Here is a 23,433-nt window from a genome sequence, read left to right as displayed (position 1 = left end):
TCAACGCCCCGCCGCTCTCAAAATGTCATAAACCGTTTCGCTGAATACTCGCCCGGGAACCTTTCCGAGCGGGATCGGCTTGCGGTCGCTATAATAGGAATAATCTCTCTCCTTGCCCGCCTTGAAGAAAATGAGCGACTCCAGCGTGATATCCTCAAGGCCCTCATAATAGGATATGCTCGTTCCGCTGAATGTCAGCTCGGCCTTCATGTCGCCGTAATTTTTGTAGAACTCGTGGTACCAGCCGCCGTCCATCGGCTGCCCTTTGATCCAGCCATACTTTTCGAGCGCCTTCGGAAACCCGGTCGGGGATAGTTCCGCGTCCGGCAGCCGTTCGTACTCGCCTTTATCCTGCTCTTCTTCCAGGATGGCGTGCGTCTCCCGCTGCAGCTGAGCGAACGGCTGAACGATTTCATAATCCTCCAGCTGGGTTTTCCAGGCCTCGATGACGGAAGCCTCTAGTTCCAACGGGTGTACGAGCCCGATCCTGGACGCCAAATCCAGCTCGTATTCTTCCTCGTCCACGGTGTTGAACGTGCCGTCCTCCATGTAACGGAAGGTCAGCGTCAAGCCTCCATCCTCATAAACGCCCCAGATCAGGCCGACCGCGAACTTCTGCATGATGACGTTGTCCACAAACAGGCGCTTCCAATCTTCGCCCGTCCATAAGCGCTGCTTGGACAGCGATTCCTCCAAACGCTGCATTTGCACGTTCACCATCGTTTTAAGGTCCTTTTTCAGCTGAGTGAACCATGCCTTCGCCATGGACGCCAAGTCTGGATCATCCTTCTGTCCGGGAGCGGGCAGCGACTTGACCGCTTTGCCGGCCTCTTCGTTCCACACCACGAGCTGAAGATCGGTGTTGACCTTGATCAGGAAGGAGCGCTCGCCGTAGCTGAGCCGCTGTGTTCCTTTCTCGTCGAAGCCGAGCGACGACACCAGGCGGTCCTCCAGCTGCTCGGCCGTGAGCCCCATTTGTTCCGCAGCCAGCAGCAGCGCTTCCTCCGCTGCGGTCTTCACCTGGCGATTCTTCACGGAGCGTTTGATCGAGTCGATGGCCATCAGTGCGGCCGGTTCCTTCAGGTAGGCCAGCACCTTGACGGCATCGGCCGCAATCGCGCCGCGGCTGTTTTCCGTCCACTCCTTGATCTGGCGCATGAAGATACTTACCAGCTGCACGTCACCGAACAGCGCGGACAGGTACATGGCCCACTTTTCCTTGGCCGGGGCCCCTTCCTGAATCCAAACCTGTAGCAGCTCCATCGCAAAGCGTGCCAGAGAATCCGCGGTGGCATACGTGCGCACTTCGTTCAATCCTTCGTTCGGAGCGGCGCTATGATCGACCGATTGAAGAAGAATATACGTTTTGATCCGTTCATCCAGCACCTCTCCATCGGCGCCTGTGAGATCGGGCAGCTCGCTGGCGGACAGCCAGCCGATGCGGGACCGTTTCTTGGCATCGGCTTGCTCCGCGAGCGCCGCATGCGCATGCATCGGGCCGAGCTCCGCCGTATCCATCAAAATCCGGATCAGCGTTTTCCAGTCGGCGGATTTTTCGCTAGTCAGCAGCGACTGGTAAACCGTTTGGGGTTGTTCCAGGCTGCGGATGGCGTTCAGCACCATTTCCTTGATGCCGGCCTTTTTCTCGTTGCGGTAAACGTGGATGTAGAGCTCCGGGTCCGGCGTACGGTTGAATTTTGCTGCGGCAAGCGCATTCGCCTTCTTTGACGAGTCCTGAAGGCCCAGGCGAAGCGTACTGGAGATCTGCTCCAGCGTGAGCTGCTTCCCTTCCCCGAACGCAATGTCCAGCGCTAGCAGGCGGGTATCGGCAGGCAGCGATTTGTACTGGCTGAACGCGAATTCCAGGTTCTGCTCGACGATTTGCGCATATTCATCGTGCGGGACCGCGCGATAGCTGTAATCGCGCATGCCGTTGAGCTGAAACAGGCTGGATAGCAAATGGTCGCGGTTTACCTCCGGGTCATCGCCGTGCGCCTTGAGCAGCTGCTGTCCGCTAAAGGCATAAGAGGAATACAGATCGGACAGCGCCTCCATCGTGCCTGTTTCGGGACGCGAGAGCAGCACCGCGAAACGGCGCATCGCTTCGGATTCCACCGGCAGGAACGTGATCTTGATCAGGTTGGCGATGCGTTTCGGGTTCCGGTTCAGATGGGTGAACAGGGCGCGGTTCACGTTGTCTTTCCAGTAGTCCTCTAGCGATGTCTCTCCTGAGAGGTACCGTGCAGCATTCAAGCCGTGGCGTCCCGCTTCGAGCGGGTGGCGCAAGGCGGCAAACACGGCATCCTCCACCGTGCCGGCTTCCGGCGGCAGCGCTACGCCATGATCGTCGAGCACTTTATGGATGAATGCCCTGAAATAGGCGGAACGCGAAAGGTCGAATGCACGCTTGGCCCGCTCCGGATCGCCCGCGATGGACGCTTGCAGCGCCTGCCACGGCACATAGTGGCTGTACAAATCGGTGCACAGCTGCTCGATCAGCCGGAAGGGCTCGTCCACCGGCAACAGGCCGCTTAACAGCTCTTCCGTATTTTTGGCGCGATAGTCCATGCTGAGTAGGTAATGGCGCACTTCCAGCGGATATATCTCATGCAGCTCGCGCAGACCTTCCAGCAACGCAAGTCCGGTGTCGTCCTGTTTGTCCAGGAAGGCTTCTTTGCCGCCCGCGACGTTGACCAGGTACAGCAAGGACGTGCAAGCGAGCATCAGCGTGTTCTGGAGCACGCTCGGCGTGACGCGGTCCTTCCCGCCCGTCGAGGCGTCCGGGTATCGATTCGCCATGATCGCCTTGCGCTTCTGCTCCAACCACTCCTGATCCAGCTCCTGCCATGATCGGTTATCCTTCGTCTGCGCGTATCCGACGACGAGCGGCTCAAACAACGTATGGAGCAGTCGCCTCACCAAGGACGCGTCTCTTGCCAGCACGGCCCGGTACAGCTCGGGAAGCTCGTTGTTGAAGGACTGAACCTTAGCGTCATGCTTGGCATCGCCAGGCAATCCGCTGTAGGCATGGAAGAGCAGCAGCGCTTCCACCATGTCGTTGCTGTTATTCGCATGATTCGTTTTTTGGTTTTCCAGATGCCTCTGCATCTTGGTCAAGCTGCGCTTGAGCTCATCCACGATCTCGCTATTGCCAGCATAGGTACGGATGTTCTCCAATCGTGCCGCGACTTTGCCCATCCGGTCGTTGCCCTTCGTTTTTCCTGCCAGTCCATATGCCTTCGCATCGTCGCCCAAGCACAGGGAGAACGCGCTTTCTCTCCAGGAATTTCGGTAGTCGGATTCCAGATGAATCAGGATCGCTCCTGCCCGGAAAAAGACATCCCCTTCGTCCTTCCGGCCCAGCTTCATGAGCGCTTCCGTGCTCAAGTATGTATAATGGCTCTTTTTGCCGAGCATATCGGGGAATGTGTCGGTGTTTCCCATGATGTAATCGTAAATTTGCTCGCTCCGGTCCGTTTTCAGGGAATATTCATCGGAGCATACCTGGGCGAATTTTTCCGCCAGCGTTTCGATGGTGCGGTCTGCGGTAATCATCATTCATACCTCCATGAAAGGTTTGTTTTAAACAGCAAGGCTGTTGCGATTCAACTTATCGTTATCCGGCGGAAGAACGGATGTTCAAGTGACAATGTCCCCGATCCAGTCCGCAAGCTCGTTCGGCGTAATGGCAGCGACGTGCGCTCCAAGATCGGCCAGAACCTGGGCCGCGTGCTTGTTGTATACGGAATTTCCTTCGAAATCGAGCGCGGTCAGCACCAGCAGCTTGCAGCCCGCATCGACGATATCCTTGCACGCTTTGTACATATGCTGGATGGGGTATCCCTCCTCCAGGTCGCTGACCAAAATATAGATCGTTTTGCCGGGATTCTCGATCAGCGTCTCGCCGTAACGCAGCGCCTTCGCGATGTGGGTGCCTCCGCCAAGCTGCACGTTCATCAGCACGTCCACCGGGTCCTCCAGCCTGTCGCTGAGATCCACCACCTCGGTATCGAAAATGAACAGCTTTGTGCGCAAGGCGTTCAATCGGCTAAAGATGCTGGCCATGACGGAGCTGTAAATGACCGAATCCATCATGCTGCCGCTTTCGTCCACGCCGATGATGACGTTCCACTTGTTCCGTGCTTGGACGTTGCCGTCAAAATAAAGACGCTCAATCACCAGCCGGCGTTTTTCCCGGTCGTAGTTTTTCAGGTTTTTTGCAATCGTTCGCTTGAAGTCGAGGTTGCGCAGCGAACGAACGGGGCTGTCCGCGTACCTTGAGCGTTTGCCCATAATGCTCGCCCTCGCTTGGGTCTCCAGCTTGCGGCGCAGATCCTCCACGACCCGGCGCACGATGTCCTTCGCGCTTTTCAGCGCCTCACCCTTCATGCGTCCCTTGAACTGCATGATGTTTTTCAGCAGTCCCATGTTCGGCTCAAGCGACTCCAGCAGCTTTTTGTCGGTCAGCAGCTCGGTCAAGCCGTAGCGGTCCAACGCCTGCTTTTCCAGGATTTCGACGGTCGGCTTGGGAAACAGCTCCCGGACCTTGTACAGCCAGGACGGAACGGTCAGATTCGACGGGCCGCGTCCGCCTTCTTTCCGGTAGCCCTGCTCCTCGCCATGCTCGCGGCTGTACAGGTAATCCAGAATTTCATCCACTTCGGCATACCGGAAATGCTCCGGATCGAATTCGTCCGACCGGGCAAGTCCTTCATTTGCGGCTTCCCCAAGGATGAGCCGCCAACGGTTCAGCGACTCGGAGGCGGTGCTTGGGGAATTGCTCTCTGGCCCGGCTTCCGGTCCCTCACCGCTATGCCGCTTCAAATCAGCTTCCATGCTTCAAACTCCTTCCTGACGGCCTCGTCCCACGCCCGGGCTTGTGCCAGATCCAACTCATCCATCGCCGGCGCATCCAGCTCGTCGGCCTGCACGCGGAACAACCCCGCCACCCGCTCGGTGATCAGCGCAATTTCCAGCGGCGTGAAATACGTAAACGCCAGCCGCAGCTCGGGGACCATGCCGACGAATTCCTCATATGGCAGCTGTCCGACCAAGTAGTTCAGCTCGGATAACAGCTCGTCCTCGTACAGGAACGCATCGCGCGAGACGGCGAAGACACCCTGCAAATAAAGGGCCGTCTGGCGCATGCGTTCCGGGGCCCCGCGAATATAAGCACGGGCCCGCTCGACGATTTCCCGCCGCGGCCGATCCTCCAGACCGGAAGAAATGGCTACGCAGACGCCTTCAAGCTGAGCAGGCAGGCCGGGATCGGCAAGGAGCTCGTTCATATGTGACCGGAACACATCGTCCCCGAACTGCGGGTCCGGAGAATCAGCGAGCATGGACAGCAGCTTAAGTCCTTGGATGATCGGCTCATGCTCGTCCGAATTCGCGCGCGCCAGCTGCGCTAACTTATCCACGGCATTGTCGTATGCCTCCGCGACCAGTTCCGGCAGCCGCGGATCTTCCGTCAGGCCCAACAATCGGCCATGCTGTCGGATTCGATTTAACGCATGCAAGCTGCCGCAGAGCGACAGAAAATTTCCATCCTTGCGCAGTGCGGAGCGAACCTGATCGTACAGCCGGGCCGCGGTGTCTTGCAGCCCCATCAGCAAGGCCTGCAGCATTCTTTGGGCCATCTCGCCGCTATGGTGGTCCGGGATGCCCTGCATTTCTTCTTCCAGTTTGCGCGTGGCAGCTTCCCTGAGCGTTCCGCCGTACAGGGAGTTTTCGATCAAACGCGCTTCAATGCGTGAGGAATAGGCATACTCCCACGTTTCCCGAACCAGGCTCATATCCCGCATGGCGGTCCAGTCCGGTCCGGACAGCCGCTCGGCAAACGTCGGAACGAGATAGGCCAAGCACTGAAACAGCTGGCTTAACCGGCGATGTCCGGCTTTGGCATAGAGGTCCAGCACTTTTTTGTGCCGTCCTGTCGTTTCGATCCGGAGCTTTGCTTCCTTGCACCGCTCCTTAAAATCTTCCACGATCGGCACATGAAAAGGATTTCTCGCAACGGTGCCGACGGCATCCCCGGTCAGCATCCGCCCAAGCTCCGTATGGGGCTGCTCCGTAGCCAGCGACTGCTCGCCTTTTACGAACGAGGACAGGGCCGCATCCATCAGCTCGTACACGCCGCCCTCCCTTTTTCCCCGCAAAGCTGCAAGATCTTGCACCATCCTGTAGGCCTCGATCGCGTCGCTGGTGGATACGCCCTCATTGAGCTTCCGCAGCTTGCGGGTCAGCCGGGCGATTAGGTCAACGGCAACAAGCCCATAAGGCTGTTCCTTCCCGCGCTGAAGACGTTCCCAGACCATGCCGTAGTAATTCGGGTACGGCATGCCGCTGGCATATCCGTTCAGCCGGTCCGCTTCGGGGAACGTGTAGGCCATCGGATAAATCTGGTGCTGCACCTGTCCGGCGCTCATGTCCGGCTTTTCCGAGGTCCGGCGCCCAGCTTCCGGCTCCGCCGCTTCGGCGATCAGTCCGTACGTATGGAAGCCCCCGGTGACGACAAGCACGCGCTCATGCTGCCGGCGCGCCTCCGCGATCCGCTCCCGCATGCGCTCTTCCCTCGCAAGATCGCCGGAAGCCAGGAGCCGGCTTTCCGGGTAACACATGCGGGACAGCGTACAGTACGTAAATACGTCCTGAACGAAATCGCGCGTCGTTTTCGCCAGTCCGCCAATCTCGAATACCTTCTCCCACAGCTCGTCAAAGCTGCGGCAGTTCAGCTTCGCGCACAGGCGCTGAATAAAGGCCGATCCGGCCAGCAGCGTCTCATCCTGCGTGGATGCCTCAAGCTTCTCCGTATTCTCCGGCTCAGCATGGCAGCTTGCCAGGTGATGGTAGTCCAGATCGATGAACTTGGCTGGGATGCCTCGCTTGACCGCTTCCTTAAGGGCCACGTATTCCGGCGAACACGCGAGCATCGGATAATAACAGGCATCCCTTCCCGCCTCGTGCTCGTACGTGTAATAGAGGGCGACCGGGGGGACCGTGGCTTCGTCGGCAAGCACCCCGATCAGCGGATTCCCGCTCTCCGGCCCTTCGATAAGGATCGCCTCGGGCCGGTATTCATCGATCAGCTTTACCAGGTGGTGGCAGCAGGCCGGGCTATGGTGCCGGACCGGAAAGTAGACCGTGCCGCTGCCCAGATCGTGTACCTTGGCGTCAAACAGGCCTTTTAATGCCGCGACATCCGCGTCCGTCACCTGGCTTAACCAATCCATTTTTGCTCCTCATAATACCGGCTCCAGATGCCTTCATCCTTAGACCGCATCTTCACGACCTTCGAGAAATACGTTTTGAGAATCGACAGGTCCTTCTCGTTCTCCTTGGCGATTGTGCCGAGCATGTTCTGCACAAGCCGATCCAGCGCGATGTCCTTCCCTTCATAGTAGTACGACGTCATCGCGCTCTGGACATACACGGACACGGCTTCCGCCGTGCTCATCGTTGCCTGCGGCGAATCCAGCCTATAGCCCTCGCGGGTCATCCCGGTGCGGAGCTCCATGAAGGTCGTGGCCAGCAGCTCCACCACCTCCGTATCGATTTCGACCTCGATGCCGCTATGCTGCAGCAGGCTACGGGCCTGGGATTCGATGATTTTGGCCTCCATCTTCACATTGCCGATCGGCTTGATCGTCTCGAAGTTGAACCGGCGCTTCAGGGCGCCGCTCATCTCGTTGATCCCCTTGTCCCGGATGTTCGCCGTAGCAATGACGTTGAAGCCAGGCTGCGCGAACAGCACGCCCCCTTCAAGCTCGGGAATGCTCATCACTTTATCGCTTAGGATGCTGATCAAGCTGTCCTGTGCCTCCGACGGACTCCGTGTAATCTCTTCGAACCGCGTCAGGATGCCCTTCTTCATGCCGGTATATAGCGGGGACGGCACCAGTGCCGCCTCGGAGGGGCCTTTATCAAGCAGCATCGCATAGTTCCAAGAATATTTGATCATGTCTTCCGTCGTGCCGGCCGTCCCTTGGATCGTGTTCAGGCTAGTGCCCGATACGGCCGCCGCCAAAAGCTCACTGAGCATCGTTTTGGCAGTGCCCGGCTCTCCCACCAGCATCAGGCCCCGGTTGCCCGCCAGCGTCACGACCGCGCGCTCGATCAGCACGTCATTGCCGTAAAATTTGCGCGTGATTTCGATCGGCTCGCTATCAAGCATGGCAGGCTCGTCCCGCCCAATTATGAAGTCCCGCACATATGCCGGGGACAACAGCCAGTTCGGGGGGCGTTTGCCCGTGTCCTCCTCGCGCAGCGCCCGCAACTGCTTTTCGTATAGTGTCTCAGCGGGTGGTTTCAGCATCTCCATCGTCAGGACGTCTCCTCTCGCATAAACAGATCGTATGTTCCTATTTATTCCATATTAACACAATACCTCTTTCTCTTCGTTAAAAACGCCAAAAAATAGTTGAAATGTCCTTTTTAGCGGCACCAAACCTAAGTCCAAGGACATAGTTTGTAGCGTATTTACACACTTATTACGCTTTTATGTAGACACGGCCAGGGTGGAATGTCGATAAATCCCGCATATCCCCAGCTCGGACTTTTTTCACTTTTTCCCCTGCCTCAATGACGGTTCCAGCTGCATCCCATCCCAGTATGAGAGGTAATTCAAACGAAAAATCGTCAAAAGCTATTGAAGTGCTCGACTGAAAATCGGCATATTCAACAATAGAGGTAGGATGTTCTTTTATAATCTCGGGGAATTTTTTTGTCTAAATTACTGGCATAAAAATAGATGTCGAGAAAATCTCGACATCCTGAGAAGCTTAAGAATAAGCCTCTGTTTATTTAATTCATCGCCGCTATAAGACCATCCGATAGCAGAAAAAAACTCGTGTCGAATATATGGCTAGGGAGTTCACCTCGTCTCTTTAGTCGCTTAACCTATTCGAAATTTGGGGAGAGACTCCTTTTTCTATGTCTGAAAAACCTTGTTAAATCAAGGCTTGTGACTTATGAAATTGATTCAACTATAAATAAAATATTCACTCAGAACAATCTCTACATTTACATAGTCAACTCTTCTTCAAGAGCATCCCATGGTACCAAATACAGCTCCATCCCCTCATCTTCGACGAGTGCTAGATTATCGTTAGCATAGGCGTGCAGCAAGGTAAGCTTACTGCCCGTAGGGAGCTCTTCGATTTCTCTCGTAAGCGTGACGCTCTTCTCTACTTGATCCTCAGGATAATAATTCGAGATTTGAAGCAGCTTGGATTGCAGCTCGTCCAATTGATAGGTCATTTCAGTATATATGTGTCTAACTTCTTCACTCGATTCTCTTGCAGCTAATTCATTATATCCGTTCGCTAAAGCTTCCATTTCTTTGGCGACTTCAAATGCATTCTTGATGTTCATGTCGTTAACTCCTTTTCTATATTGATTGTTACAGTTAATAACTGTATTCGACATTTCCACTGTACAACCTTTTCACAATTTCAACCATAGGTCTGTTCTCTCAGCGGCCCATTTTGCAAGAACAAAAAAAGAAGCGTGCCTCTCCCTGATTGGAGGTGCCCACTTCTTCATTCATTTCTGTACTTCATTGCGCGAAAGGTTCACGATAAAAGTAGACATCCTCCGTCACTATGCCTTTCCAAGGCGTCCACCAATCACTGCGGATACTCACGACAATGAGCAAGGTTTCGCTATCAATATTTTGATAAGCTTGGAACTCTCTTGGCGTCTTCGAAGAATTATAGATATCTTCTCGGCTCACGTATACCTTAACGATTTTGTTAAAGATTTGCCGCGCATTGGATATAGGTATGATCTGAGAATGATTATAAGAATCGCACAAAGTTAATTGACTGATTTGCTTGTTCTTCATGATTGTCCTCCTTAACTTTGATGGATTCTCTTAATCAAGGACTTTATCGATGCGTACACCCTTCTGCTCGAGCCATTCCATAATAAAAGTGAACCCGTCCAGGGATAATTGAATTTTGTTACGCTTCTCATCTGGAGAGATCATATCGATTCGAATCGACTTGTCAAATTCGTTGTAGACAACGAAATAATCCATTTCTTTCTCATCGACCTGTTCTGAGAACTTGCACATGATACTGCTTGCGAAGTTCCTCATATTCTTACGTTTCAGTTCTGGCAGCAGGCTAGAACTGCTTGCTTGATCAATTGTTGCCATATGATGTTCCTGTCCGACCTCAGAATCTAACATTTGCGGATTTCTTGCCATCTCAGCATCCTCCGTTTTATTGGAATTGGAAAAAATCATTTGTTCAAACCAATCGGCAGGATTCAATGAACGGGAAGGTGATGCTTCTTGTTCATCTGCTTCGCTCTCATCGGCATGAATTGTTCCGGTCTGTTCTTTGATGTTTTCGTCTAAAGATGCTTCCTCTTCTGCGCTGGCTTGCTGCTCTTCTGTCGACCCGGAGTTAGACTCCTCGGGAATATGATCGTGTTTAACATCCAGACGATGGGTTGAAATCGCAGTATCAGTTGTTAAAGAATCCATAATAATGCTTGTCTCATCTTCCACGATTATCGAAGCTGCGGCTTCCGTATACGCAGCTGTTATGTCTTCCAATAGATCAGCGTTACTTCGTTCATGATCTATAGTGGGTAACGTTGGAGCCGCATTTTTAATGCCTTTAAGTAATGAGCCGAACTCTTCTTCCGCTTCTTGAGATAGGCTTGCTTCCGACACGGAATCTACCTGTTCCGCCAAATCGGGCGTTTCCGAGCCAAGTGCTTCCTTCACTTCTAGGCGAGGTTCTATTAGTGCTTCTATTAGTGCTCCTATTGATAATTCTAGTTCTGGTTCTGGAAGAGAGGCTGCTATAGGCTCTACGACTGCTTCAGTTAGGCTATCTTGTTCACTGATCTGCTCTGTAACAGGTACAATTGTTGTCTCTGCCGCCACAATTTTATGCAATTGAGATGCCTGGTCTACCCTCAACACGAGTTCTTGCACATTTTCGGGTTCAGCCGAGGCTAAGATGGAGGCCTGCTCTTTTTTATTGTTCTCGATCAGCGGCATGACTTCTAGAATGATTTCCTTCACTAACTCAGGTTCAAACGGCTTCATCACATAATTGTTCGCCCCTGCCTTTAATGCCTTGGAAATGAGATCCCGCTGACTCATCGCGGAGCAGATTAAAATGACAGACTTCGGGTCGATGGCCCTAATCTCCTTTAACGCCGTGATTCCGTCCATCTCCGGCATCGTAATATCCATAATGATCAGATCGGGCCGCAACTCTCTGAACTTGTCGACGGCAATGACACCGTTCTCTGCTTGACCCACAACCTCATACCCTGATTTCATTAATATATCCGTTAACATCAAACGTACAAATTTCGTATCATCAACGATAAGAATCCGAAGTGACATAGCAGTTCACCCTCTTTCTTAACTTCCTGGAGTATTGATTATCGGCTTGTTTACGTTAAATGGGTTTATTTTCCCGCTTGGTAAAGGATAAGATGCTGGTAGCAGCTCCTCGACCACACCTTCCATTTGTGGAACGTAGAAGGTAGAAATTGAAAGACTATAGGTATCAACCTCTTCCGTTAAATTTAGCGTATCGACCTTTATAACACGCTTTAAGTTCTCCAACCCAAGAATAAATTTCTCGAGATCTGCAAATGTTGGTGTTTTTACAGTCATCCCGAGTACCACTTTATAAATCTCAGGTTGAACGCTTGCATTATTAGGCGAAGGTGATGCTTGGGCTTCTGTTTCCATCGTTGCTACTCCTTCTTCTGTTTCCTTGGAGTTCGATGCTATTGATTCATTCGTTGAATTCTCCTTTGGACTTGAATTTACGGCCTCTAGACTCACCCCCGAAGCTTGAAATAGTTCTGTCATCGTTGTCTTGGAGTAACTAACACCGATATTTTGAACAGTATTCAAAGATGATTTCTCTAGCGCCCTAATGTCGAGCAATAATTGATCAACAAGTGCTTGAACTGGAACCTTCTGTTGTAATGCTACGGTATCCACTTTCACATTCTGTTGCTCTTCTATCTGCTTCTGCAAGGTTTCAAGCAATTTTATATCCTGCGTAATTTGTTTTTCTATAGTTCTAACTTCTTTTTGCGTCGGGCTAACTTTATTCATGTAAAAGATCAACAACCCAGAAAGGACGATCAGACTTAACGCGGCTAAAACAAGCACTTTCATATGTTTCGCGTTCAATTTCCATCAGCTCCTTTCGCGCTCGGGAAAGCTTCTCTTTTCAACTGAACCGTATAATTTGCTTCATAGAGGGTGGATTCTGTCTCATTATCCTGTCTAGAGACAGAACTAATCTCAATATGCTTCACCCAATCCGAGACTGTTAGCTGATGGAGGTATTGTGCTGTCTCTTCCATACTGCTGAAAGTTGCTATCAGCGAAATGGTACCTGTATCTTGATAGGTATACGATTTAAAATAACCATTTTGCGGCAAAGCAGCCGTCATGTCATTCAGAATCTTTACAGTTTGAATGGGCAGTTTTATAAGCGTATTTACAATTTCTTGATACTGTCCTGTCATGGATTGGAGAGAAGCTGTTAGAAGTTGCGCCGTTGCTTTCTCAATCTGCTCCGCAATGATCTTGCTCTCCGACTGCTTCGCATCTTTTTCTTTCGATAACGATTGGTACTGATAGAATAGTATCCCCCCACCGATAAGTCCAATGGATAAAATAATGGATAAAGCTAGAATAAAAAAAATGCTACGCTGCTCTCGCTGTGGAAGTAAATTAATGTCACTTAGCATTAGACGCCCCCCTTTAAGGACAAACCAAGCGCCAAATAGTATTTGGGAGTAATTAATTCTTTCGATTGGGTATCGAATAATTCGTTGCGAAATAACAGCGGAGCCTTCCCGAACGCCTGCTGCAGGTTTTGACCAATGCCTTCAAGATCCGGGTAATCCCCCGTAAGCAGGATGATTTCAATCTCGTCATCATGCTGCGTTAAAGTCCGATAAAAGTTGATTACACGCTGAATTTCGCCCATCATCACATTAATTTCATATTTCAAATAGTTCTCTTCACCGATCCATACTGGCACCGATGCCCCATGTCTATCTATTTTTCGTTCCCAGTTCTCTAATGAGAGATTCATTTTAAATTGGCGTAATAATAGCAACTTATGTTGACTGAGCACACTAACCGTAACAGTCTGTAAATCGAATTGAACCGAAAGGGTTGTCGATCCGTCAGGAAATACATGATCTGATTCCCCATAGACTTTATGGAACAACCGATATATTGCTAATGAAGATACATCCGCTACGGCTGGTTTCAGATTGACACTTTTCATAATTTGGGTATACTCCGTTATTACATCCTCTGGAGCTGCAAATAATAAAATTTCTTTTGTATCTTCTTTCTGACCGAGAAAGTCAATATCAAAGATCGGGTTATCAAACGGCAAATGAATATTCGTTCCCAATTCTAGATATAGATGCCCTTTGATCTCGTCGTCCTGAACATCTGTAGGTATTTCGATCTTACGAACGATTACAAGCGAATCGGGTACAAGAAATTGGACTTCACGATCCTTCAAATTCCACTTACGAACACAATCTCTTAAGATCGTCCGAAAGCGATCAACATCCACAATTTTTCCATCTTGAATAACACCAGACGGCAAAAAGTGCTCGCCACAAGCAACAACGCCATAAAAATCTGGCTTTTTCGAATCGATATAACGAATGACATGATCTTTAATGACGAAGCTAACCATCTTCCTTTTTGGAATGCTACTTTTGTTGCCTTTGATTGAGCCACGCAGTCCATTCGCTGGACGTTCCTTACGTGTTTGATTTGCTTTATCCCGTCTGCTAGCAATCATATTTTCTCCTCCACTAGATCAAAAAAAGGACTGATAATACCAATTAATAAACGCATCTCCCCACAAATAAGCGGTCATGGTTCCCACCGCAATCGCTGGACCAAAAGGCATCGGCTGACCTCTGTGAACCTTACCGAGGATCATTCCAACAACCCCAATCAGCGTTCCGTAAAACGTAGAGAACAAGAAAGCGAGCAGAACACCCTTCCATCCCAATGCTAACCCCAAGACAGCAAACAACTTAATGTCTCCACCACCCATGCCGTTCTTGCTGATGAGGGCAATCAATAATAGCAATGTAAAGCCACTCGCCGCTCCGGCAAACATATCCCACCAAGGATGGAGTGGAACAAGAAATCGAAGAAGAATAAATAGAATGACAAACACGATCAATATTTTATTTGGAATCAACATATAACGTAAATCTGTAATCGTAATAATAACGAGAAGTGAGGTTAGGCTCCATGCTACGAGTAATTCAAGCGACCACCCCATAACCCACGGGGCCATCGCAAACAGCAAAGCCGTGCCGACTTCAGTGATGAGATATAAGGGAGATATCTTCGTGCCACAGCTTCTGCAAGCACCTTTTAACCATAGATATGAAAAAAAAGGGACGAGTTCACTTGGACCTAATGTGTGTTGACAATTCGTGCAATGCGAACGCGGTCGAATAATCGACTCCCCTTGCGGTACCCGAAGTCCCACCACATTATAGAAGGAACCTAAAAATAAGCCAATAATTGCTGCATAACTATAGTAGAAAATGGTCATGATTCTTTCCCCTTGATGAGAATAGCACTCCCCCGGAAGGGGGAGTGTTTAGTTGTGAACGGATGAACGGTCGATGTTGGCTTCTGGAACGTAGTCGTCGGCATTGGTGCCGTCGTCACTGTCGGCTTTATGAATGCCTCGTGTGTTTGTATTGGTAAATACACTATATTCGTGCGTGTTACCAATGGCATGTACACGTACATAGCATCCTTGCGGCTATTGTCAATGATTCCACCTATTGCTGGAATTGCGATGGCTGTAACGATGCCAAGAATGACAACAACAGCTAGCAGTTCGATAAGGGTGAGGCCTTATTGGTTTTTTTATAAATTGAACTTATGTTTCATATTAAATTGATTTATTGTACTTTAGCACGGGCAACATCTACCTCAGCAACATAACCGCCTGTAGCAGTATCTTGTACCCCTCTAGTACCGTTAAGTAAAAATACAGCATACGTAATAGTATTAGTTGTAGGATCAAACGTTGCACGTACGTGAGACCCAGCAGGAACCGTTGTACCAGTTGGAATCGCAGTAGCTACTGGAGTGCCTCTATTATATGATGTAACATCACCATCTGGATCTATTACTTGATCAATATAACCATTCTGTTCTAACCAATCTAACGAAATATATTTTATTGTATCAGTAACATCTGGACGTGCACGATCATCTCCTGCAACTGCTAATTTTGTTGAGTTGATCATTTGAATTGCATTCGCAGCGTGTGCATCCTTCCTACTGTTGTCAATGATTCCAGCAATCGCCGGAATCGCAATTGCCGCAATAATCCCCAAGATGACTACAACCGCTAGTAACTCAATCAACGTTAACCCTTTCTCATTTTTTAATGCCTTCCTCATTGCATGAACCATTTGAATACCTCCCAATTTTTTAAAATTAATCTATTATAATGTTGCCACTATAACCTATTTGACGTGGTTGAAAATATCGAACATCGGCACCATGATCGATAGCACGATGAACCCTACCATCCCAGCAAGCAGGATGATCATGATTGGCTCGATTAGACCCTTCAAGGCATCTGCCGTTGCATCTACTTCCTTCTCATAGAAGTCAGATATTTTCTCCAGCATGAGGTCCAAGGAACCGGATTGTTCCCCAATCGCGATCATTTGCGTCACTAACGGTGGGAAAATCCAATGCTGTTTCATGGGGTCTGACAGTGATTTTCCTCCTTCAAGCGATTTCCTTGATTCTTTCAATACGCGATTCATTACTTCATTCATTACGACCTTTTCCACGATGACGAGAGCTTCAAGGATTGGAACGGAACTTTTAAATAAAGAACTCAAGGTTCTCGTCATCCTTGCGATAACGGATTTCTGTACTAATTTTCCGAAGATTGGAACCTTCAATATGGCATAGTCGAAATAATATTTACTGGATGGCTTTTGTAGGATTAGCATGATCCCGATCACGATGCCAGCGAGGATAAGTAACATAAGCCACCAGAATGCCTGCACCCACTCACTAATCGCCAAGACGGTCTTCGTGATCGCTGGCAACTCAGCGTCAAATTGCATGAACATCGATGCAAAAGTCGGAACGATATTCGTTAATAGGAAGATCACAACCGCAATCGCGATGATTGCAATAGCAATTGGATACGTTAAAGCAGATCTCACCTTTTGCCGGGTATAATGCTGTTTCTCAAAATAAACAGCAAGTCGATCCAACGTCTCATCCAGATTACCGGTGGCTTCCCCAGCTTGTACCAAGTTGATGAACATCGGCGGGAAAATTTTCTCATGATTCGCTGCAGCGACAGATAACGGCTTCCCCGAGCGCAGCTCTTCTTCAACATTCATCAATGCTTTGCGAAGTGCCTTGCTTTCGGTTTGTTGAGCCAATATTTTCGTTGCCTCAGCGACCGATACACCCGCTATGATCAAAGTTGAAAATTGCCGCAAATAGATTACAAAATCTTGGGTTTTAACAGGGTTACCGATCGAAATCTCTTGATTGAACACCGTGGTCTCCAGCTCAACAATGTCCGATACCGCAATCCCCTTCTCACGAAGAACCATGACGGCATCTTTGCGGGCGGCACTCGTTATTTTCCCTTTACGAGCCTTGCCGGATCTATCGCGCCCGATGTACTCAAATTGCGCCATTAACTCATCTCCCTAAAGTAAGGTGCTGCAACCTCTCTCGTAATAATCCTCTTCTCAATAAGTTCGTTCATCGACATTTCGAGTGTATGCATGCCATAGGATTTGCCTGTCTGCATGAAGTTATAGATTTGGTGCACTTTCTCATTTCGTATCAAATTCGCGATCGCATGGTTATTGATCAACAATTCTGTTGCGACATGTCTGCCGCGATTATCCATCGTAGGAAATAAGCGCTGTGACAATATGCCAATTAATACGGAGGCTAACTGAATCCGAATTTGCCCTTGCTGATTCGGGGGGAACACGTCGAGTATACGATCAATTGTCGCGGGTGCATTCGGTGTATGCAGCGTCCCCAGCACCAAGTGCCCCGTCTCAGCGGCCGTGATCGCAATGGAGATCGTCTCCAAATCCCGAAGCTCTCCGACAAGAATGACATCCGGGTCTTGACGAAGCGCAGCGCGCAATCCATTCGCAAAACTATGTGAGTCATAGCCGATTTCCCGTTGGTTAATGACCGAGTAGCGGTTGCTGTGCAAATATTCAATCGGATCTTCTAACGTAATGATATGTTTTCGCATTTTTTGGTTCATATCATTGAGCAGGGAGGCTAATGTTGTAGACTTTCCACTCCCCGTTGGTCCAGTTACTAAAATCAATCCTTGCGCCTTCGTAGACAGTTGACGCAATACTTCCGGTACATGTAAGTTATCAAGCTCTGGAATTTCCGTCGGAATGAGTCGAAGTGCGATACCAACATTCGAACGTTGGTGATAGACGTTGACACGGAAGCGAGTTAAATCTCTAATCCCGAAAGAAAAGTCCAACTCCCTCTTCTCTTGAAAAACATCCCATTGCTCTTTTGTCATTAAACTTTTAGCCATTTTCACTGTATCTTCTGGAGTAAGCTTGTCCTCGCCATGCTGTTTCAGTTCACCATGAATTCTCACAATGGGAGGCACGTCCACGGTTAAATGCAAGTCAGAGGCCTTACTCTCAAAGGCCATTCGTAATAATTGCTCTAATGAATCCAACGCCATCTCACCTCTACTCACTAATCGCGACACGCAGCACTTCTTCCGTGGTTGTATAACCTTCTTTCACCTTCATCAACCCATCATCCAGGAGAAAAATGGTCCCTTTGTTCACTGCAATTTGTCTAATCTCTTCAATCGATCGATTATTCATAATCATTCTTCTGATTTCATCATCAATAACTAGAATTTCGTGGATGGCGATTCGTCCTTTATAACCTGTCATATTGCAGGCTCCACAGCCTTTGCCACGAGCAATTGTATCCACCTGTAATCCGCGATTTTTAAAAATCTCTTGTTCACGATTCGTAGGCATATGGATTGTTTTGCATTCCTGGCATATACGTCTGACAAGCCGCTGGGCAACTACGCCAGACAGTGATGCGGCTACGAGAAAAGGCTCTATTCCCATATCAATTAAGCGTGTAATCGTGCTAATCGCATCATTAGTATGAATGGTACTTAATACAAGATGACCTGTAAGTGAAGCACGCACCGAAATTTCTGCAGTTTCTGTATCCCGAATCTCCCCTACCATTACGATGTTAGGATCTTGACGCAAGATGGCTCGTAAACCTTTGGCAAATGTCATCCCTGTGTTTGCATTTACCTGTACTTGATTGACGCCCTGCAAGCGATATTCGACGGGATCTTCAACCGTAATAATATTCACATCGGGTGTGTTTAATTGGCTTAACGCTGAATACAATGTCGACGATTTCCCTGATCCTGTCGGACCCGTAATGAGTACAATACCTGTTGGCTTGTCAATCATTTGAACGAAGCGCTCATAATTGGTAGGGTGAAAATTCATCCGCTTCAAATCAATCGCTGAACTGCCAAGATCCAGAATCCGCATAACCACCTTCTCACCGTAAACCGTAGGAAGGGTAGAAATACGCAGGTCCACCGCATTGCCATCCATGATGATTTTGATCCTTCCATCCTGCGGGACACGAAATTCGGTAATGTTCAGATTAGACATGATCTTGATGCGGGCTACGATCATACTTAACATGTTCTTAGGAAATTTCTGCTCCGTTCTCAATATCCCATCGACTCGATACCGAACCACAACCTCTGCTTCTCCAGGATCAATATGTATATCACTTGCCCGCTGCTGATAACCAACAAGAATCATTTGATTAACCAGCTTCACAACAGGTGAATTCTCGTCGGTTACGGTATCTTCTTCCTTGTCTTTGGATTTCAGATCCATCCCGAGCAAATCATCCATGTTATCCACTAAACTGTAATATTTATTGATGGATTTCTGGATATCTTCTTTGGTTGCGATAACGACTTCAATTTGGAATCCTGTCGATAATCGCAGATCGTCAATCGCGTAGAAATCCATTGGATCCGCCATGGCAACAAATAACTTATTATTTTCTTTTTTCAGCGGGATCAGCTTATTTCGTTCAGCCGTTTCTTTCGGCACGATGTTAAGCAGCTTCGTATCGATAGGATATTTAAACAGACTCACGTAGGGGATGCCTAGTTGGAATTCCAGCACCTCGATTAACCTTTGCTCGCTAATAAAGCCTAATTGCAACAAGGTTTCTCCTATTTTCTGATTCGCCTTCTTTTCTCGAAGGGCAGTCTCTAATTGTTCATTCGTGACTAGTTCCGCCTCGATAAGCAAATCTCCAAGTCTTTTGTGAGGTTTATTCATCCTTTATCACCTACCTTCAAATTAATAGGGATCCAAAAAATTTAAGCGCTTTCTTTGTAGGCCAGGGCAAAAAATGATGAAGTCCCCACTGTTGTAATCGTTTTTTTGTTTAATTCTATGTTGAGCAGGGATACTTCGGAATTCACTTCGAATCTCTGCTGATTCTTGTTGCTTATGATTTTGTAGGCGAGAATGGAAGAGCTTGTCTTGCCAAATTCAACAGTATAGGTAATCGGATCCTTTAAGTTTTCGGTTACGATCTTATGTGTCACATGAGAAGCTGAAGCGGTATCATACACATGCTCTTCAATACTTCTCCCATTCTTCTGATTAATGCAGATATAGTTGAAACCTGGCTTGAAGGTTGCTGGACAATCACTCAATAATTCAACTTCACTAGCGAAGCGTGTCTTCGACGTTATCACATGCGAAGCAATCCGTACTTCGTCTTGAAGCTCGCTTTTCTCATTGGCTCGTTGAAATGCATTTACACCGAACTTGTAGGCGGAAAAAGCTAAAGATGCGACAATCGTCAATAACACAATCGATGCTAATAATTCAAACAGGGTTAGACCTTTCTGATTCAGCTTCCAGCTCTGCATTTTCGCCCCCATTCTGAACATGATTCCGTTAACACTAACAAGAACAGCATGTTCGTTATTACTAAATATCTGTCCAATAAAAACCCTCCATGTCCGGCGCATTACTAATACTTGATGTGTGAGGTCTTAAACATTTGTAATTCTTACCCTTGTATCTAACCTGATCGTTCAACGTATAATCAACGGTGGCCGCCCACTGCGGTGGGGTTGCAATAAATAGATCCAAACTACTTCCCGAGGCCCCCGTTATTTGCTTATTCACCGTCTCACCATTTATGGTGATCGGAGCACCAGCGCCAGAAACCTTATTAATCGTCAAATTTCCATCGGTTCCACTCGTTGCTTGTTCAATATCCTTACGGGTCAGATGCATCGATTCGCTCCGGTTCCCAAATTTCGTAATGGACTGAAAACCTTGCGAGAAAAGACTTAATGTAACCGTTGCCAAAATGGCGAGCAATACAAAAGAGATTAAGACTTCAATCAGCGTAAACCCCTTATTTTGTCTTAATGCATTCAATCGATCCCCCCCCCTATACATGGCTAGTTACTCCATTTCACTTTCTTGAATTTACGTGTTCCTGCAATGAGGTTTGCGATATTAGCGTCATAGTTGACTACTGTATTACCATCTAAACTAAGATTCTTCGTTACCATTGCACCTGTAATACTCGTAGATCCACTTGTCGCAGTATAATTGGCTTCTGGAGCATACAGAAGAACACCGTGCAGATTAAATGATCCGACAAATTTAATGGAATCTTTTACATAAAGAATTACTTTTTTATTGGATGTATTATAGATCGTAAAGGAAGAAGCTATATCTATACTGTTCGCGTAAATATTAATGATTCCATTGCCAGCACCTGAAATGTGGATTTCGGCTGTAGTCGGTTTAAAATGATTAAAAACAATATAGAGGTCTTTATCGTTTGTTATATTGATGAAAAATCTTATAACTCCTGTAGGATCATCGTATCTTCCACTTTTACTAATCGTTGCGTCTGCGCCAATTGCTACTGGATCGCCCCACGAACTTGTATCTGGAAAAGGGATAACCGGCGGAAAGTTTTCTGCAGGATAACCCGATTGTGGAGGACCACCTCCATTCTGAAAGCTTATCTTATCGGATCCTTGGATCACACCACCAGCAACAACACTACCACCATTATTTATTTCTGTATCCGAAGTGCTGGTATCAATATTTTCTGAGGCAAAAATCGCATGATTCATAGGAACAATTGGTGCATCGGGTTCTAAGGTCAATGTGGCTTGATTTGTAACGTTCCCTACTGTGGCAATTGATTTCACGAAGATGGTGTATGGATTGAGAGGAGCACCCGTTGTCACTTGTGCGTGAAAAGTACCTTGTCCAAGATGAATATCTTGATTTAAATAGTCGTTATTTAGAGTGGATATAGCTGTTGATGTTAGTGTGGCTGGATTATAGTTCTCAAGTAGTGTGGTTGGATTATAATTCTCGATAATATACGACGCGATCGCATCTGCACCAGACTTCGCAATGTAGAACGCTTGCTCTTTTTTCTCCTGATGAACGGTTCGGGCAGCTTGGCTTACGCTAACTCCAAGAAGGGTCATTCCTAATATGGATAAAGCTGTTACTAAGATGAGTACCATCGGGAGAGCAAATCCCCGTTCGTTCTTAATCATCGTTCACCCTCATTTCAACATCTAATCCATACAATATTCTCCAATTTCTTCGCAATTGTAGCAGACAACCCCTAAATATGGAATATGTGAATTTACAATTTTTATGAAAAAATGTCGAAATGATGGGAACTTATCCCTATTTTCGAGAAAATTACCCCCTCCTGAAGCGCAACAATAGACCTATATACCGGGTAAATCGTCGTTTAATGGTTACCCACAAGCCCTAGAGAAGAAACCTTTTCTCGATATTTTTCGTCATCTCCAGCTATCGGCCTAGCCTACTAAATACTGGTCACGCTACTATGTACCGAAATTCGCAAGATTCCACTTTTAAAGCGGTTACACTCCTCTTGGTCTTGCTGCTACCTTTTGAATTCATCTGCACTTCATCACTAGATTGAGGCCTGATTTTCTAAAATGATATAAACAAAAAAGCAGAAGATCACTTCTGCTTTTTTTTGGATTTCTTTTTTTATTTCCTATTTATCCTTGAAATTCAAAAAGCTATGAGTAGCTGTTACTGATTCTTCCCATAGCTTTAATCAACTTTCATCCATAGCTTTTCGAATATCATAATCATTTAGATCGATATCCAGAGCCATTCCTAGTGCCATCTTTGCAAGCTGGCTTCCAATATAGGGGCCCATCGTCAATCCGGACGCTCCAAGTCCGTTTGCCGTTATAAGACCATCCCAGCCAGGAACAGCCCCGATCACGGGAAGAAAACCGGGTGTAAAAGGGCGAAAACCAACTCTTACCTCCTGAAAAGTGCTATTTGCTAAATCAGGTGCCAACTCTAGCCCCTTGTTCAGAATTTCCTGTATTCCTCCGGCTGTTATTCTTGTATCGTAGCCTTTAATTTCATTTTCGTGAGTCGCCCCTATAACGATCTTCTGATTATCAAAAGAGAGTAGATATTGATCAGTCGGCGGAATGACTACAGGCCAAATCCCTGTGTCTTGTCTATCTGGAACTTGTAAATGCATGATTTGTGCTTTTTGAAAACTAACCATAAAGTGAATGCCTAAAGGCTGCAGCAGTTGATTGGCCCATGCGCCTGCACAAACAACAACTACGTCAGACGAGAAGTTTTTTGCACCGACAGTTACTCCTGTTACACGGTTCGACTCATATTGAAGCCTGGCATCCCCATGTATAAGCACAGCCCCGTTTCTTTGTGCTGATCGGACCAACGCATCGCGCAGCGCACGGCCATCTACCCTTGCGGCACCGCTAATATGAACAGAATGATAAACTTCTCCTAACAGAGGAAACCGCTCATGGGTTTCTTTTTCATTAAGCTGGGTAATTTCACCGATTTCTGGTGCATCCACTTTTCGTAGTTGTGCCCGCTCCACCATCTTTTTTATTTTCTCCCAATCATCATGAATACTAAGAGCACCAACTTGAGCATAGCCTGTTTCCGTTTCGCCCTCGCTTTTGAGTTCTTTAATCAACCCAGGATAAAATCGTGCGCCGGCCTTTGCCAGTTGGTACCAAGCCTGATTACGCCTTTGTGATAGCCAGGGGCAGATAATGCCAGCAGCGGCATCCGTAGCCTGTCCTTTATCTTTGCGATCTACAATAAGGACATCTGCACCCATTTTTGCTAACTGGTATGCTGTCGATGCTCCAAGAATTCCTGATCCAATTACGATGACTTTCTTCATGATTACATCCCTTTCCTAAATCACTGATTCCATTATAGCGA

Annotated in this window: 19 protein-coding genes and 2 pseudogenes; all 21 read right to left on the bottom strand. The window is 48.0% G+C overall.

Translation table 11 applies throughout. The features are described 5' to 3' along the window. On the bottom strand, positions 1 to 3,558 hold the full coding sequence (locus tag B9N86_RS13235; protein WP_208919689.1) for a DUF4132 domain-containing protein: 3,558 nt from the start codon (positions 3,556 to 3,558) through the stop codon (positions 1 to 3). 81 nt (positions 3,559 to 3,639) lie between these two features. After that, on the bottom strand, positions 3,640 to 4,836 hold the full coding sequence (locus B9N86_RS13230; RefSeq protein ID WP_208919688.1) for a VWA domain-containing protein: 1,197 nt from the start codon (positions 4,834 to 4,836) through the stop codon (positions 3,640 to 3,642). Next, the gene (locus tag B9N86_RS13225; protein ID WP_208919687.1) at positions 4,821 to 7,232 is read right to left on the bottom strand and encodes a DUF5682 family protein; all 2,412 of its coding nucleotides are present in this window, start codon (positions 7,230 to 7,232) and stop codon (positions 4,821 to 4,823) included. The genes B9N86_RS13230 and B9N86_RS13225 overlap by 16 nt, the downstream gene beginning before the upstream one ends. Further along, positions 7,220 to 8,320, bottom strand: coding sequence for an ATP-binding protein (locus B9N86_RS13220; RefSeq protein WP_208919686.1), 1,101 nt, complete (start codon positions 8,318 to 8,320; stop codon positions 7,220 to 7,222). Before B9N86_RS13220 ends, B9N86_RS13225 begins: the two co-directional genes overlap by 13 nt. A gap of 169 nt (positions 8,321 to 8,489) precedes the next feature. Then, on the bottom strand, positions 8,490 to 8,648 hold the full coding sequence (locus B9N86_RS30285; protein ID WP_280174995.1) for an alcohol dehydrogenase catalytic domain-containing protein: 159 nt from the start codon (positions 8,646 to 8,648) through the stop codon (positions 8,490 to 8,492). A 373-nt stretch (positions 8,649 to 9,021) separates the two neighbouring features. Beyond that, positions 9,022 to 9,372 (bottom strand): hypothetical protein, encoded by a 351-nt coding sequence (locus B9N86_RS13210; RefSeq protein ID WP_208919685.1) that lies wholly within the window; start codon positions 9,370 to 9,372, stop codon positions 9,022 to 9,024. Between the two features lie 184 nt (positions 9,373 to 9,556). Next, positions 9,557 to 9,844, bottom strand: a complete 288-nt coding sequence (locus B9N86_RS13205) for a hypothetical protein (protein ID WP_208919684.1) — start codon at positions 9,842 to 9,844, stop codon at positions 9,557 to 9,559. A gap of 1,170 nt (positions 9,845 to 11,014) precedes the next feature. Next, positions 11,015 to 11,371 (bottom strand): annotated as a pseudogene (locus B9N86_RS30280) (response regulator); the annotation flags it as partial. A gap of 18 nt (positions 11,372 to 11,389) precedes the next feature. After that, positions 11,390 to 12,163, bottom strand: coding sequence for a hypothetical protein (locus B9N86_RS13195; protein ID WP_208919682.1), 774 nt, complete (start codon positions 12,161 to 12,163; stop codon positions 11,390 to 11,392). 11 nt (positions 12,164 to 12,174) lie between these two features. Continuing rightward, positions 12,175 to 12,744, bottom strand: coding sequence for a PilN domain-containing protein (locus B9N86_RS13190; protein ID WP_208919681.1), 570 nt, complete (start codon positions 12,742 to 12,744; stop codon positions 12,175 to 12,177). Next, positions 12,744 to 13,826 carry a type IV pilus biogenesis protein PilM gene (gene pilM, locus B9N86_RS13185; protein WP_208919680.1) on the bottom strand — a complete coding sequence of 361 codons (1,083 nt, stop codon included), beginning with the start codon at positions 13,824 to 13,826 and terminating at the stop codon, positions 12,744 to 12,746. The genes B9N86_RS13190 and pilM overlap by 1 nt, the downstream gene beginning before the upstream one ends. A gap of 18 nt (positions 13,827 to 13,844) precedes the next feature. Further along, complete coding sequence (locus tag B9N86_RS13180) at positions 13,845 to 14,600, bottom strand: prepilin peptidase (protein ID WP_208919679.1); 756 nt, start codon at positions 14,598 to 14,600, stop codon at positions 13,845 to 13,847. A gap of 203 nt (positions 14,601 to 14,803) precedes the next feature. Beyond that, positions 14,804 to 14,899: pseudogene (locus B9N86_RS30275) on the bottom strand (prepilin-type cleavage/methylation domain-containing protein); the annotation flags it as partial. Positions 14,900 to 14,958: 59 nt separating this feature from the next. Next, positions 14,959 to 15,477, bottom strand: a complete 519-nt coding sequence (locus B9N86_RS13175; protein ID WP_244563073.1) for a prepilin-type N-terminal cleavage/methylation domain-containing protein — start codon at positions 15,475 to 15,477, stop codon at positions 14,959 to 14,961. A gap of 54 nt (positions 15,478 to 15,531) precedes the next feature. Beyond that, positions 15,532 to 16,740 (bottom strand): type II secretion system F family protein, encoded by a 1,209-nt coding sequence (locus B9N86_RS13170; protein ID WP_208919678.1) that lies wholly within the window; start codon positions 16,738 to 16,740, stop codon positions 15,532 to 15,534. Further along, on the bottom strand, positions 16,740 to 17,780 hold the full coding sequence (locus B9N86_RS13165; RefSeq protein ID WP_208920341.1) for a type IV pilus twitching motility protein PilT: 1,041 nt from the start codon (positions 17,778 to 17,780) through the stop codon (positions 16,740 to 16,742). The genes B9N86_RS13170 and B9N86_RS13165 overlap by 1 nt, the downstream gene beginning before the upstream one ends. A gap of 7 nt (positions 17,781 to 17,787) precedes the next feature. Next, positions 17,788 to 19,449 carry a GspE/PulE family protein gene (locus tag B9N86_RS13160; RefSeq protein ID WP_208919677.1) on the bottom strand — a complete coding sequence of 554 codons (1,662 nt, stop codon included), beginning with the start codon at positions 19,447 to 19,449 and terminating at the stop codon, positions 17,788 to 17,790. A 41-nt stretch (positions 19,450 to 19,490) separates the two neighbouring features. Then, the gene (locus B9N86_RS13155) at positions 19,491 to 20,072 is read right to left on the bottom strand and encodes a PulJ/GspJ family protein (protein WP_208919676.1); all 582 of its coding nucleotides are present in this window, start codon (positions 20,070 to 20,072) and stop codon (positions 19,491 to 19,493) included. A 40-nt stretch (positions 20,073 to 20,112) separates the two neighbouring features. Then, on the bottom strand, positions 20,113 to 20,571 hold the full coding sequence (locus tag B9N86_RS13150; RefSeq protein ID WP_208919675.1) for a carbohydrate-binding protein: 459 nt from the start codon (positions 20,569 to 20,571) through the stop codon (positions 20,113 to 20,115). Positions 20,572 to 20,594: 23 nt separating this feature from the next. Then, a complete protein-coding gene (locus tag B9N86_RS13145; RefSeq protein ID WP_208919674.1) occupies positions 20,595 to 21,722 on the bottom strand; it encodes a pilus assembly PilX N-terminal domain-containing protein in 1,128 nt (375 codons plus the stop codon). A gap of 542 nt (positions 21,723 to 22,264) precedes the next feature. Then, positions 22,265 to 23,392, bottom strand: a complete 1,128-nt coding sequence (locus tag B9N86_RS13140) for an NAD(P)/FAD-dependent oxidoreductase (protein ID WP_208919673.1) — start codon at positions 23,390 to 23,392, stop codon at positions 22,265 to 22,267. Between the last annotated feature and the right edge of the window lie 41 nt (positions 23,393 to 23,433).

Origin of the sequence: Paenibacillus uliginis N3/975 (assembly GCF_900177425.1) — a bacterium.
Classification (GTDB): Bacteria; Bacillota; Bacilli; order Paenibacillales; family Paenibacillaceae; genus Paenibacillus_AQ; species Paenibacillus_AQ uliginis.
This window is presented reverse-complemented; position numbering and strand designations above follow the sequence as displayed.

Bases quoted from the DNA above. Each gene is read 5' to 3' on its own strand.
- B9N86_RS13235 (WP_208919689.1), bottom strand. From the start codon at position 3,558: ATGATGATTACCGCAGACCGCACCATCGAAACGCTGGCGGAAAAATTC.
- B9N86_RS13230 (WP_208919688.1), bottom strand. From the start codon at position 4,836: ATGGAAGCTGATTTGAAGCGGCATAGCGGTGAGGGACCGGAAGCCGGG.
- B9N86_RS13225 (WP_208919687.1), bottom strand. From the start codon at position 7,232: ATGGATTGGTTAAGCCAGGTGACGGACGCGGATGTCGCGGCATTAAAA.
- B9N86_RS13220 (WP_208919686.1), bottom strand. From the start codon at position 8,320: ATGGAGATGCTGAAACCACCCGCTGAGACACTATACGAAAAGCAGTTG.
- B9N86_RS13210 (WP_208919685.1), bottom strand. From the start codon at position 9,372: ATGAACATCAAGAATGCATTTGAAGTCGCCAAAGAAATGGAAGCTTTA.
- B9N86_RS13205 (WP_208919684.1), bottom strand. From the start codon at position 9,844: ATGAAGAACAAGCAAATCAGTCAATTAACTTTGTGCGATTCTTATAAT.
- B9N86_RS13195 (WP_208919682.1), bottom strand. From the start codon at position 12,163: ATGAAAGTGCTTGTTTTAGCCGCGTTAAGTCTGATCGTCCTTTCTGGG.
- B9N86_RS13190 (WP_208919681.1), bottom strand. From the start codon at position 12,744: ATGCTAAGTGACATTAATTTACTTCCACAGCGAGAGCAGCGTAGCATT.
- pilM (WP_208919680.1), bottom strand. From the start codon at position 13,826: ATGATTGCTAGCAGACGGGATAAAGCAAATCAAACACGTAAGGAACGT.
- B9N86_RS13180 (WP_208919679.1), bottom strand. From the start codon at position 14,600: ATGACCATTTTCTACTATAGTTATGCAGCAATTATTGGCTTATTTTTA.
- B9N86_RS13175 (WP_244563073.1), bottom strand. From the start codon at position 15,477: ATGGTTCATGCAATGAGGAAGGCATTAAAAAATGAGAAAGGGTTAACG.
- B9N86_RS13170 (WP_208919678.1), bottom strand. From the start codon at position 16,740: ATGGCGCAATTTGAGTACATCGGGCGCGATAGATCCGGCAAGGCTCGT.
- B9N86_RS13165 (WP_208920341.1), bottom strand. From the start codon at position 17,780: ATGGCGTTGGATTCATTAGAGCAATTATTACGAATGGCCTTTGAGAGT.
- B9N86_RS13160 (WP_208919677.1), bottom strand. From the start codon at position 19,449: ATGAATAAACCTCACAAAAGACTTGGAGATTTGCTTATCGAGGCGGAA.
- B9N86_RS13155 (WP_208919676.1), bottom strand. From the start codon at position 20,072: ATGTTCAGAATGGGGGCGAAAATGCAGAGCTGGAAGCTGAATCAGAAA.
- B9N86_RS13145 (WP_208919674.1), bottom strand. From the start codon at position 21,722: ATGATTAAGAACGAACGGGGATTTGCTCTCCCGATGGTACTCATCTTA.
- B9N86_RS13140 (WP_208919673.1), bottom strand. From the start codon at position 23,392: ATGAAGAAAGTCATCGTAATTGGATCAGGAATTCTTGGAGCATCGACA.